General features: G+C 36.3%; 10 protein-coding genes. All 10 read right to left on the minus strand.

The genetic code is table 11. The annotated features are described in order from the left end of the window. Window positions 1–219: 219 nt before the first annotated feature. The 10 genes from B2145_RS00385 to nrfD all read right to left on the minus strand — a co-directional run bounded on the left by B2145_RS00385 (window position 220) and on the right by nrfD (window position 12388). Window positions 220–2157, minus strand: coding sequence for an OmpA family protein (locus tag B2145_RS00385; RefSeq protein WP_291097002.1), 1938 nt, complete (start codon window positions 2155–2157; stop codon window positions 220–222). A gap of 11 nt (window positions 2158–2168) precedes the next feature. Then, the gene (locus B2145_RS00390) at window positions 2169–3098 is read right to left on the minus strand and encodes a PorP/SprF family type IX secretion system membrane protein (protein ID WP_291097004.1); all 930 of its coding nucleotides are present in this window, start codon (window positions 3096–3098) and stop codon (window positions 2169–2171) included. Window positions 3099–3378: 280 nt separating this feature from the next. Beyond that, window positions 3379–4317, minus strand: coding sequence for a tRNA epoxyqueuosine(34) reductase QueG (queG, locus tag B2145_RS00395; RefSeq protein WP_291097006.1), 939 nt, complete (start codon window positions 4315–4317; stop codon window positions 3379–3381). 136 nt (window positions 4318–4453) lie between these two features. Further along, complete coding sequence (gene ruvB, locus B2145_RS00400) at window positions 4454–5476, minus strand: Holliday junction branch migration DNA helicase RuvB (protein WP_291097008.1); 1023 nt, start codon at window positions 5474–5476, stop codon at window positions 4454–4456. Between the two features lie 78 nt (window positions 5477–5554). Beyond that, complete coding sequence (locus tag B2145_RS00405; protein WP_291097010.1) at window positions 5555–7351, minus strand: cytochrome c oxidase subunit I; 1797 nt, start codon at window positions 7349–7351, stop codon at window positions 5555–5557. Window positions 7352–7379: 28 nt separating this feature from the next. Beyond that, on the minus strand, window positions 7380–8534 hold the full coding sequence (locus B2145_RS00410) for a cytochrome c oxidase subunit II (protein ID WP_291097012.1): 1155 nt from the start codon (window positions 8532–8534) through the stop codon (window positions 7380–7382). An 18-nt stretch (window positions 8535–8552) separates the two neighbouring features. Continuing rightward, complete coding sequence (locus B2145_RS00415) at window positions 8553–9881, minus strand: quinol:cytochrome C oxidoreductase (protein WP_291097013.1); 1329 nt, start codon at window positions 9879–9881, stop codon at window positions 8553–8555. A 27-nt stretch (window positions 9882–9908) separates the two neighbouring features. Then, window positions 9909–10460, minus strand: a complete 552-nt coding sequence (locus B2145_RS00420) for a c-type cytochrome (protein WP_291097015.1) — start codon at window positions 10458–10460, stop codon at window positions 9909–9911. Between the two features lie 7 nt (window positions 10461–10467). Continuing rightward, window positions 10468–10992 (minus strand): DUF3341 domain-containing protein, encoded by a 525-nt coding sequence (locus tag B2145_RS00425; RefSeq protein ID WP_291097017.1) that lies wholly within the window; start codon window positions 10990–10992, stop codon window positions 10468–10470. After that, a complete protein-coding gene (nrfD, locus tag B2145_RS00430) occupies window positions 10985–12388 on the minus strand; it encodes an NrfD/PsrC family molybdoenzyme membrane anchor subunit (protein ID WP_291097019.1) in 1404 nt (467 codons plus the stop codon). The genes B2145_RS00425 and nrfD overlap by 8 nt, the downstream gene beginning before the upstream one ends. Window positions 12389–12393 lie beyond the last annotated feature (5 nt).

The raw sequence follows: 12393 nt of genomic DNA on the forward strand, positions 1-12393 counted from the left end.
GCAAAATTTATGCTAGAAAACGATAACAATACCGGTAGTTATTTCAAATTAGTCCAATAAAAAGGGAACTAAATGAAATATACAGCGGCATTATACTATAACGATTGGACTAAAATATACTAACCAATGGTATAACATATAGAAACTAGGATTTAATATCCGGTATAACCATAAAAAAGCCTTTCCAATCAGGAAAGGCTCATTAATACAAAAGTATGTTTATTGCATCGAAATAACGATAAACTCACTACGCCTGTTAGCTTGATGTTCGGCTTCAGTACACTCTACGCCATCTGAACAGTGATTTACCAGTTGGGTTTCTCCGTAGCCTTTGCTTGTTAATCGGCTTAGTTCTATACCGTTTTTAACTAACCAGTCCATAGTTGCTTTAGCTCTTCGATTAGACAAATTTTCATTGTATTGAGCTGACGAACGACTGTCAGTATACGACCTAACGTCGACTTTCATTGCTGGATATCGTTTCATTATGGCAACAATTTTTTCGAGTTCAAAAGCGGCATCTTCCCGGATTAAAGACTTGTCTAAATCAAAATAAATAGTTGGAATATTAACTGCTTTGGCTAAATCAGTTCCAACTACAATTGGCTTGATGTGTTTCTCTAACGTCAGTGGCAAATCCGTTTTCCCTCTTGTATTGTCAATGTTAACATTCACTTCTTTAGTTTCGTAATCTTCTTTTTCAGCTCTTACATAATACGTTTTACCACATTCTACTTCAAAATTATATTTTCCGTTTTCATCAGATAAGCATTCTTTCAGTGATTGGAATTTTTCGTCAAACAGGCTTACTTTCACACTTGAAAGTATTGCAGTCGTTTCTTGATCGGTGATAATTCCGGCCAATCCTTGTTCGCAAGCAAGTTTGTGTATTTCAGTAAACTTATAAATATCATCATAGCCCAAACCGCCCGTTCTATTTGAAGTAAAAAACCCCTTACGGTTTTTGTCTATCATAAAAGCAAAATCATCTTGTGGTCCATTTACAGGAGCCCCTATATTTTGTACTTCTTTGAAAACGCCATCTTTTTCGATTTTGGCTACAAATATGTCCAACCCTCCGAGTCCTGGTCGACCATCACTGGCAAAATACAGTTCGTTGTCTTCACTAATAAATGGGAAGGTTTCCCTGCCTTCGGTATTGATTGTAGGACCAAGATTTGTTGGAGTACCAAAACTACCATCCTCGTTTACTGCTACTTTATACAAATCCGATTGCCCAAGTGTTCCTGGCATATCCGACGCAAAATACAATGTTTTTCCATCTGGGCTAAGGGCTGGATGTGCCGTGCTATATTGATTGCTATCGAATGGCAATTCGGTCACATTCCCCCAAGTACCCCCTTCCAGAGTAGCTTTGTAAAGTTTTAACAAGGTCATTTTTTGGGCGTCTTCTCCTTTTTTTCCATCCAAAAAGTTGTTTCTGGTAAAGTACATCGTTTTGCCATCTTTGGTGAAAACCGGTGTAGATTCGTGGAATTTTGAATTTATTTTATTTCCAAAATGTTTGGGTTTACTTAACGTGCCATCTTCTTTTAGATCTGAAGCATAAAAATTTGTGAAGGATTGATTAGTCCAAGCGAACACCCTTTTGGAAATGCTTCCTGTATCTCGCGCCGAGGCAAATACTAGTTTATTTCCTAAAAACGAACCTCCATAATCCGAATACTCGGAATTGATTCCAGCATCGGCAATGGTGTAACGCCCAGAATTGGCCTTGATTTCTTCGAGGTAATTTTTATGTTTTTCGAACAATTTGGCTCTTAGGTCATTTCCCGATTTCGCGTTGAATTGTTGCAGCATTTTATCGGCTTTAGCATAATCGCCTGTCGCTTTTAAGGATTGTGCGTATCTATAATAATACTCTGGTTCTTGCTCTTGATTCATTGCAAAAAGTTCTCCATACCATTTTGCCGCTTTTTCAAATCCGGCATTGAAATAATAGGCATTACCTAGCTTTTGAAACATTTTTTCATCTTTATACCCTTTTTCTGCCACACGTTCGTAAGTCGTGATTGCATCGACATAAGCATAATGGTCATACTGTTTATCAGCAACAGCCACTTTGTTTTTTTGTGAATATCCTTGCAAGGCAATAATGCTCAAAAGTGTACTATAAACGAGAGTTTTAATTTTCATGATAAGTGGTGTTAGAAGAATCTAGGAGATACTATTCTGTCATTTTTCTTAAACAATTCATAGCGCAGGAATATCTCGTGTGAACCTGAGTTGTAATTTGCCAGTTTTGTGGTGTCGAAATCGTACGAATATCCTATAAACCAGGAATCACTGGCTTGAAAGCCGGCCAAAGCGCTTATTGCCGCATCCCATCTATAAGAAATTCCAGCTGTAAATTTTTGGTTTATCAAAAAATTTCCTGATAAATCTATCTGCATTGGAGCACCTTGCACCATCTTGGCAAGCATCGACGGCTTAAATTTTACATCTTCATTCAAATCAAATATATGCCCTGCGATGAAATAATAATGGATACGTTGAGTCTCTATAAAACTTGATGCATTATTATTCGCTGTCCCATCAAAATGTTTTGTTTCCAATAAATTGGGGGCCGATAATCCAAAATAAGTATTATCCGAATGTAAATAGATTCCAACCCCTATGTTTGGCGAAAATTTATTGTCAATGTTATTCTGATATCTAGGATCTCCGGGATTGTAGGTAATCAATCTTGAATAATCAACATTCAATAAATCAGCACTTGCTTTTAATCCAAAAGACAATTTGTAATTATCTGACATTGGAATAGTATAAGAGAAATCTGCGGCAATATTGTTCTCGGTCGATGGCCCTATTCTGTCGTTTACAATGGACAATCCCAAACCAAGATGGGTATCTTTGATTGGTGTATGAATTGAGAAAGTATTCGTTACCGGCGCACCGTCAAGTCCTGTCCATTGGGCTCGATGTAAGGCAAATATGCTCATTGATTCTCTTGACCCTGCATACGCTGGATTGACGACAATCGTGTTGTACATATATTGCGTATACTGTGCGTCTTGTTGGGCATAACTGACGCCTGATAAAAGCATTAAAACCAATACTGTTAATTTTGTTTTCATCTGTTTTTATTTATTATCTAGAGCGTTGCCAACTCTTCAGGGATTAAATTTATCGATTTATATACAAATATCGAGTTTTTTTTGTTAATATTTTCTTTATCCCTAAAAATATATTAGTAGGTTCCTTCTGATAATTCACCTTCATGATTAGATTATATGATATTCCTCTAAAGTCTTAGTCGGTGTTGTTGTAATTATCTCGTTTGAATACTAAAACAACGGAAATTATAATTTCGAACTTGGACAAATGGATAACCTTCCTGTATTCAATGTTTTAAAGTCATTTCAAAAAATCAACGTTCCGTTTCAAGCCCTCAAACTTGGCTCTTTTTAAAGGAGAGTTTTTGAAAATAGTTTTAAAAGTTTCTTCGGTGATTTCTTCCCAATCTTTTTTGGACATTGAAAGTAATTCTGTCCCGATAGCTGTCGGGATGGGATTGAAAAGCGGTTCATTATGTGCTTTCGAGAATCTGTTCCAAGGACAAACATCTTGACAAATATCGCATCCAAAAACCCAATCATTGAACTTTCCCTTCATTTCCTGATGAATATTTTCCTTGAGTTCAATTGTGAAATAAGAAATGCATTTGCTTCCATCAACGATATATGGGGCTACAATTGCTTCGGTGGGACAGGCATCAATGCAAGCGGTGCAAGAGCCACAATGGTCGGTTGTTTTGTGGTCATATTCTAATTCGATATCGACAATAAGTTCGGCGATGAAATAAAAAGAACCAACTTTTTGGGTAAGCAAATTGCTATTTTTTCCAATCCAACCCAAACCGCTTTTGGCAGCCCAAGCTTTATCGAGAACCGGGGCCGAATCTACAAAGGCTCTGCCAGAAACCTCTCCAATAGTCGATTGAATTGAAGTCAGTAATTCCTTGAGCTTTTCCTTGATTACAAAATGATAATCTTGCCCATAGGCATATTTTGAAATTTTATAAGAATCCTGATTTTGAGTTTCCGAAGGAAAATAATTCAACAAAAGCGAAACAACACTTTTGGCATCATCAACAAGCAAGGTTGGGTCTAACCTTTTGTCAAAATTGTTTTCCATATAGGACATTTGACCGTTCATTTGGTTTTTTAACCAGTTTTCCAATCTTGGTGCTTCATCTTCCAAAAATCCTGCTTTCGATATACCACAAGACAAAAACCCGAGGCGTTTGGCTTCGGATTTGATGAAATTAGTATGTTTTTCTTTGGTATTAATCAAGATTCAAATTATTCCGTTTTAGGTTTGTTTTAAATGCAATATATCTCGTCATTTTGTCATTCCGACGAAGGTGGAATCTCCGTGTGTTGCTCTCGTGTGTTGAGATTCCTCCTTCGTCGGAATGACAAATTTCTGATTAAAACAATCCACCTTGAGCATTCAATTTAACTTTTCCTAAATGTTTATAAGCTTTTTCGGTAACTTCACGACCTCTTGGAGTTCGCATAATGAAGCCTTCCTGAATTAAAAACGGCTCATAAACTTCTTCTATCGTTTCGCTGCTTTCGGATACGGCGGTCGCCAATGTGGACAAACCTACCGGACCGCCTTTGAATTTATCGATAATCGTGTTTAGAATTTTATTGTCCATTTCGTCTAAACCATGGGCATCCACATTCAATGCTTTTAGCGCATAGCGTGCAATTTCGATGTCGATGGTTCCGTTGCCTTTGATTTGCGCAAAATCTCGCACTCGACGCAATAGAGCATTGGCAATGCGAGGAGTTCCTCTGCTTCTGCCTGCAATTTCTATAGCTGCTTCAATGGAAATAGGCATTTTTAATATCGTGGCACTTCGTTCGACAATTGTAGTCAAAAGTTCGGCGGTATAATATTGCAATCGGGATGAAATTCCAAAACGGGCTCTCATTGGAGCAGTCAGTAAACCAGAACGCGTAGTGGCACCAATTAATGTGAACGGATTCAAATTGATTTGAACCGTTCTGGCATTTGGTCCCGATTCTATCATGATATCAATCTTGAAATCTTCCATTGCCGAATACAAATACTCTTCGACAATCGGGCTCAAACGATGGATTTCGTCAATAAACAAGACATCTCTTTCTTCGAGATTCGTCAACAAACCAGCTAAATCACCGGGTTTATCCAAAACTGGACCAGAAGTAATTTTAATACCCACTTGCAATTCATTAGCCAAAATATTAGCCAAAGTAGTTTTGCCTAATCCCGGCGGTCCGTGAAAAAGGGTATGATCAAGTGCCTCGTTTCTTTGGTTTGCCGCTTGAACAAAAACTTTCAAGTTTTCCAGTATTTGTTCCTGTCCAGCAAAATCATCGAAAGATAATGGTCTTAATTTTTTTTCAAGATCAAGTTCTTCGGGATTATAGCCGTTGGCTGTTGGGTCTAAATTTTCATTCATTCTACAAATATAACAAAGTTATAAGCAAATAAAAATGCCTTTCAAATGGAAAGGCATTTTTATATAATTTAAAATATTTTAGTGATGTAAAATTTCTTCTCCTTCTTTCATTGGAACATTTTGGGGAATAAAATCTACCTCATATCCTGGTTTACTATAATCGTAAGGCCATCTGTAAACTTCCGGTATTGCTCCAGGCCAGTTTCCGTGAATATGTTCAACAGGAGCTGTCCACTCTAAAGTGTTAGATTTCCAAGGGTTTTGTACCGCTCTCTTCCCATAGAAAATACTAATAAAGAAGTTGTATAAAAATACCAATTGGAAAGCACCACCAATTAAGGCAAAAGTAGTTATAAGAACATTTACATTTTGCAAATCATCAAATAATGGAAAGTTTGTATTAGTATAATAACGTCTTGGTAATCCGGCTAAACCAATAAAATGCATTGGAAAAAATACCCCATAAGCACAAACCGCTGTGACCCAAAAATGGATATAACCTAAATTTTTATTAAGCATTCTTCCGTACATCTTAGGAAACCAATGGTAAACACCCGCAAACATTCCGTAAAGAGCTGAAATACCCATCACTAAGTGAAAGTGAGCAATTACGAAGTAAGTATCGTGTACATTTATGTCTAAAGTACTGTCTCCAAGAATAATTCCGGTTAAACCTCCAGTAATAAATGTTGAAACCATTCCAATTGAAAACAACATCGCTGGGTTAAATTGTAAGTTCCCTTTCCATAAAGTAGTAATCCAGTTAAATGCTTTTACAGCTGATGGTATTGCAATCAACAAAGTTGTAAAGGTAAACACAGATCCTAAAAATGGATTCATTCCTGAAACAAACATATGGTGACCCCAAACAATAGTGGATAAAAATGCAATTGCTAAAACTGACATAATCATCGCTCTGTAACCAAAAATAGGTTTACGTGAATTAGTAGCCATAACTTCTGAGACAATTCCCATAGCAGGCAAAATCACGATATATACTTCAGGGTGACCTAAGAACCAGAATAAGTGTTCGAACAATACTGGTGAACCCCCTTGATAATGCAAAACTTCACCAGCAATATATATATCAGACAAGAAGAAAGAAGTACCAAAACTTCTATCAAAAATCAATAATAAAGCCGCAGATAACAGTACCGGAAATGAAACAACACCAATAATGGCTGTAACAAAGAAAGTCCAGATAGTCAATGGAAGTCTTGTCATTGACATCCCTTTAGTCCTTAAATTTATAACGGTTACGATATAATTTAATGAACCCATCAAGGACGAAGCAATAAATATAGCCATTGAAATCAACCATAAAGTCATACCCATACCTGATCCGGGAATTGCCTGTGGCAATGCGCTTAATGGCGGATATATTGTCCAACCGGCAGATGCTGGTCCTGCCTCAACAAATAAGGAACTTAACATGATAACTGCTGACAAGAAGAACAACCAATAGGATATCATATTCATGAATCCAGAAGCCATATCTCGGGCTCCAATTTGAAGTGGAATCAATAAATTACTAAAAGTCCCACTTAATCCGGCCGTTAAAACAAAGAAAACCATTATGGTTCCATGGATTGTAACTAATGCTAAATAAATATCATTAGCCATCACACCATTAGGAGCAAATTTATCACCTAACAAGACATTAAATATTTTGAAAGATTCCTCTGGCCAAGCCAATTGCATTCTAAAAAGCATTGACATACTTACTCCAATAACTCCCATTATAATACCTGTAATCAAGTATTGTTTAGAAATCATTTTGTGATCAATACTAAAGATATATTTAGTTATAAACGTCTCTTTATGGTGATGCTCGTGTTCGTTTTCGTGTCCGTTATCGTGACCTTCTGCTGACATATATGTTTACTTTAAATTTTCTTAATAATTATTTCATAGCTATTTTGGCAATAGCTGCAGTATCCTTGGCTTTAATAGAATCTGTAGTCGTTCCATCTCCAACTGGTGCAGGCGTGTTAGCCGTTTTCACTTGTTGAACTAATGTAGTTTGTCCACTCAACCATTTTTTATAGTCTTCCGGAGTATCAACAATAACTTTCATTTGCATGTTGTAATGAGACGCACCACATATTTTATTACAAAGCAACAAATAATCAAAGGTATAAGGATCAAGAGCAACTTCCCCCTTTGCAACAAGTTCGATACTTTTCTTTGCTCTTATTGCATTAATATTAGCTACCTTTTCAATCATATAGGGCAATTCTCTATATTCTACTGTAGTGTAAACAGGTTCGAAAGCAAATTCGGTAACCATCCCAGGAACACAGTTCATTTGGGCTCTAAAATGAGGAAAATAGGCAGAATGCAAAACATCCTGAGAACGCATTTTGAAATGAACTTTTTTCCCTTTTGGAATATGCAATTCGGAGACTACAATGTCATCCTGTGCATTTGGATCAGCTAGATCAACTCCAAGTGTATTTACACCTTCGATTAATCTGACATTTGCCTTACCAAGAACATTATCTGTACCAGAATATCTAGCAGTCCATTTGAATTGTTGCGCATATAATTCGATTACAACTGTATCTTCATCCTCATCGACAAACATAATATTTGTCCAGGCATAAAGTCCATAAAGGATTAATCCCGCCAATACAACTGCTGGAATAACGCTCCAAACAGCTTCTAATTTATTGTTATCTGCAAAATATAATGCTTTCTGATTTTTTTTTCCTTTGTATTTGAATGCAAAATAATAAAGTAACGCCTGAGTAATAGCTTGAACGATAAATATTAAAACCCATGTGATATTCATTAAACTGTCAACCTCGGCTCCATGCAACGAAGCCGGAGTATGCAATACTAAAGGTCCCCATTTAAACAATCCATAGATTGTAAAAATGTATATGAAGGCCAAAAAGCCAAACATTAAATAGCCTTGCACATTATTATCATCGTCATTTGCAACCTGAGTATCATCATTATTTACTCCTACTTGAGTTAAATCAAATATCTTAGTCAACTGCCATAATGCAATAGCTAATAAAACTAAAACTATAATTATCAACAAACTTGTCATCTAATTTTTCTTTAAATATTAATAATGAAAATGTTTACTTTCTTCAATAAACGGGTTTCTTTTTGGCAACAATGGAACCTTTGTTAATGCTGTGAAAACAACATAAATAAATAATCCAAGGAAGAAAAGAATGGATGCAATTTCTGAAACTCCGATAAACCATTTGTCTCCTACTGTACCGGGCATAATCATATTAAAGAAATCAATATAATGTCCAAATAATATAACAACACCTGCCATTACTAGTATCCAAGTAATTCTTTTGAAATCTGTATTAATTAAAATCAAAATTGGAAACAAGAAGTTCAAGGCAACGGCTCCAAAGAACGGAAGGTTATAAAGCTGGATTCTTGTTACGAAATAAGTCACCTCTTCCGGAATATCTGCATACCAAATCAACATAAATTGTGAAAACCATAAGTAGGCCCAAAAAACACTAAAACCAAACATGAATTTTGCTAAATCGTGGATATGGCTTGTGTTTACATGTTCTAAATATCCTTTGGATTTTAGGTATAAAGTAACCAGTGCAATTGTTGTAATTCCACTTACAAAGAAACTGGCAAAAACATACCATCCAAATAAAGTACTAGACCAATGTGGATCGATTGACATAATCCAGTCCCAAGACATAATAGATTCTGAAACGATAAAGAACACCAAGAATCCAGCTGTCATTTTGAAATTCTTTTTGTAGAAACTGTCATCATTTGCTTCATCTTGCGCCAAACAATTTTTTCTGGAAAAATATCTATAAAGATTCCATACAATCAAAAATATTGAAGCCCTTACAATCCAAAAAGGAAAGTTCAAATATCCCGTTTTATTTGCTATAACTTTATCGTGTGCCACAACATTTGGATCTAACCAAATAAAGATGTTGCTGAAATGTAAACCACAAAGAACTAAAATTACAAAGAAAATTACTGAACCTACAGGCAAATAAGCCGTTATTCCCTGCATAACCCTAAACAAAACTGGAGACCAGCCCGCTTGAGCAACTTGTTGAATGGCATAAAAAACCAAAACACCAAGCGATATTAACATAAAGAAAATACAAGCAACGTATAATGCAGCCCATGGTTTATTTTGCAATTGACTCAAAACATGTTCTAAATGCGCTTTGTGTTCCGAATCTGCATTTACTTTGTTTTCTCTAGCTACAGCATGTGCTTCATTGGAAGAATTTGAAACTTCATTATGACTTCCATGGGCATCAGAAGCAAGAATTGCCTCAACTTCCTGAATATCTTTGGGTGCAGATAAAAAACCATATCCAATTCCTAAAAGACCAACGGCCATTAAGATTAGGGAAAATGTTTTTAATTTACTTGAAAATGTATACATATCTATTACGATGAGTTTGTTCTACAATTATAATTTACTTTTTAGTTCCACCACATAGGCCGCAACTAACCAACGTTCCTTTTTACTCAATTGATTGGCGTGTGAACCCATTAAATTAAGACCATACGTTTCAACATGAAAAATACTGCCTTCGTTTATTACCCTGTCCTTGTAATTAGGAACACCCAAGAATTTTCCTTGGGTAACCAGTTTCCCTTGTCCGTTTCCGGCAACTCCATGACAAATGGCACAATAAATTCCGAAAAGTTCTTTTCCTTTATCCTTGTCTTTTTGAGAAAGCTCTCCAAGAGGTGATTTCAAATTTGCTGCCTTAACTGCAATTAATGCTTCAGGCGTATTAGGATATTCATAAGGTTCAAATCCCCTGTTTATGGTTCCTTCAACCGGAAGTTGTCCTTCTTTGCCATTCTTGAAAGCACTCGATTCAGAGTAAGTATTATAACTCACCGGCTCATACATATTAGGCATATATTGATAATTTGGTTTCGAATTATCGTGACAAGACGAAACTAAAATAGTAATACCTACTAAAAGTGTTATTTTATATACGCTTTTCATATCCCTATTAATGCTTTTCAATTACTTTTACTTCTACTGCTCCTGTATTTTCGAAAAATGCAACAAGTTCTTTTTCGTTATTGTTTACTGCAACTTCCATCAAGAAATGGTCATCCGTTGTACGCACATCTGGATTTTCTGCTTGTTTAAAAGGCCATAGCTTACTTCTCATATAAAAAGTAATAACCATTAAGTGTGCTGCAAAAAACACGGTTTCTTCAAACATAATAGGCACAAAAGAAGGCATATTTTGAATATAACTAAAACTTGGTTTACCACCGATGTCTTGTGGCCAATCTTGAATCATTATATAATCCACCATCCAAGTTCCAAAAGCCAAACCACACAAACCGTAAATAAAAGAGGCAATAGCTAATCTTGTAGGTGCAAGTCCCATTGCTTTATCCAATCCGTGAACCGGAAATGGAGTAAAGACTTCTTCAATATGATGATGTGCTGCGCGAGTTTTCTTAACGGCATCCATCAATATATCATCGTCATTATAAATGGCGTATATTACTTTATTACTCATGATGTGAATCTTTATTTGCTGCTCTTGCTTTTATAAAATTATCTCCTGTTGATTTCAATATTGTTTTTACTTCAGCCTGCGCTATTACAGGGAACGTTCTGGCATACAACAAGAACAATACAAAGAAGAACCCAATAGTGCCAATGAAGATTCCGATATCAACAAATGTTGGTGAGAACATTGTCCATGATGAAGGAAGGTAATCTCTGTGTAACGAAGTTACGATAATTACGAACCTTTCAAACCACATTCCAATATTTACGACAATGGAGATTATGAAAGAGAACATTATACTTGTTCTTAATTTTTTGAACCACATAAATTGCGGAGAAAAAACGTTGCAAGTCATCATTGACCAATACGCCCACCAGTAAGGTCCGGTTGCTCTATTCAAGAAAGCATATTGTTCGTATTCTACTCCTGAATACCATGCGATAAAAAGTTCAGTGATATAAGCAACACCCACGATAGAACCTGTAATCATAATTACAATATTCATCAATTCGATGTGTTGAATAGTGATATAAGCTTCTAGATTCGATACTTTTCTCATAATAATAAGCAAGGTATTAACCATTGCAAATCCAGAAAAAACGGCTCCTGCAACAAAGTAAGGAGGAAAAATCGTGGTATGCCAACCAGGAATTACCGAAGTGGCAAAGTCCATAGATACAATGGTGTGAACAGAAAGTACCAGTGGCGTTGCTAAACCTGCAAGTACCAAGGAAACTTCCTCAAAACGTTGCCAATCCTTAGCTCTACCGCTCCAACCAAAACTTAATATAGAATAAATTTTCTTGTTGAAAGGAGTTATCGCTCTATCTCTAAGCATTGCAAAATCGGGCAATAAACCAGTATACCAAAATACCAATGAAACCGAAAGATAGGTTGAAATTGCAAACACGTCCCAAAGTAATGGCGAGTTGAAATTTACCCAAAGTGAACCAAATTGATTCGGGATTGGTACCACCCAAAAAGCCAACCATGGACGACCCATGTGAATAATTGGAAATAAACCTGCTTGAATTACCGAGAAAATAGTCATAGCTTCCGCAGAACGGTTAATACCCATTCTCCATCTTTGACGGAACAATAAAAGTACCGCCGAAATTAATGTTCCAGCATGACCAATACCAACCCACCAAACGAAGTTAGTAATATCCCAAGCCCAACCAACTGTTTTGTTTAATCCCCAAGTTCCAATACCGGTAGAAACAGTGTAAATAATGCAGCCTAATCCCCAAAGGAATGCTGTCAATGCGATTGAGAATACAATCCACCACTGTTTGTTCGCTTTACCTTCGACAGGCGCAGCAACTTCTACTGTTACATCGTGATAAGATTTATCACCTATGATTAAAGGTTTTCTAATGGGTGCGTCGTATATATGAGACATAATCC

It is taken from the genome of Flavobacterium sp. UBA5153 (genome assembly GCA_002413745.1).
In the GTDB taxonomy this organism is placed as follows: domain Bacteria; phylum Bacteroidota; class Bacteroidia; order Flavobacteriales; family Flavobacteriaceae; genus Flavobacterium.

What these genes read in the sequence shown, in the direction of transcription:
- B2145_RS00410 (WP_291097012.1), bottom strand. Translation starts at nt 8,534, where the DNA reads ATGACAAGTTTGTTGATAATTATAGTTTTAGTTTTATTAGCTATTGCA.
- B2145_RS00415 (WP_291097013.1), bottom strand. Translation starts at nt 9,881, where the DNA reads ATGTATACATTTTCAAGTAAATTAAAAACATTTTCCCTAATCTTAATG.
- B2145_RS00420 (WP_291097015.1), bottom strand. Translation starts at nt 10,460, where the DNA reads ATGAAAAGCGTATATAAAATAACACTTTTAGTAGGTATTACTATTTTA.
- B2145_RS00405 (WP_291097010.1), bottom strand. Translation starts at nt 7,351, where the DNA reads ATGTCAGCAGAAGGTCACGATAACGGACACGAAAACGAACACGAGCAT.
- B2145_RS00390 (WP_291097004.1), bottom strand. Translation starts at nt 3,098, where the DNA reads ATGAAAACAAAATTAACAGTATTGGTTTTAATGCTTTTATCAGGCGTC.
- B2145_RS00385 (WP_291097002.1), bottom strand. Translation starts at nt 2,157, where the DNA reads ATGAAAATTAAAACTCTCGTTTATAGTACACTTTTGAGCATTATTGCC.
- B2145_RS00425 (WP_291097017.1), bottom strand. Translation starts at nt 10,992, where the DNA reads ATGAGTAATAAAGTAATATACGCCATTTATAATGACGATGATATATTG.
- ruvB (WP_291097008.1), bottom strand. Translation starts at nt 5,476, where the DNA reads ATGAATGAAAATTTAGACCCAACAGCCAACGGCTATAATCCCGAAGAA.
- nrfD (WP_291097019.1), bottom strand. Translation starts at nt 12,388, where the DNA reads ATGTCTCATATATACGACGCACCCATTAGAAAACCTTTAATCATAGGT.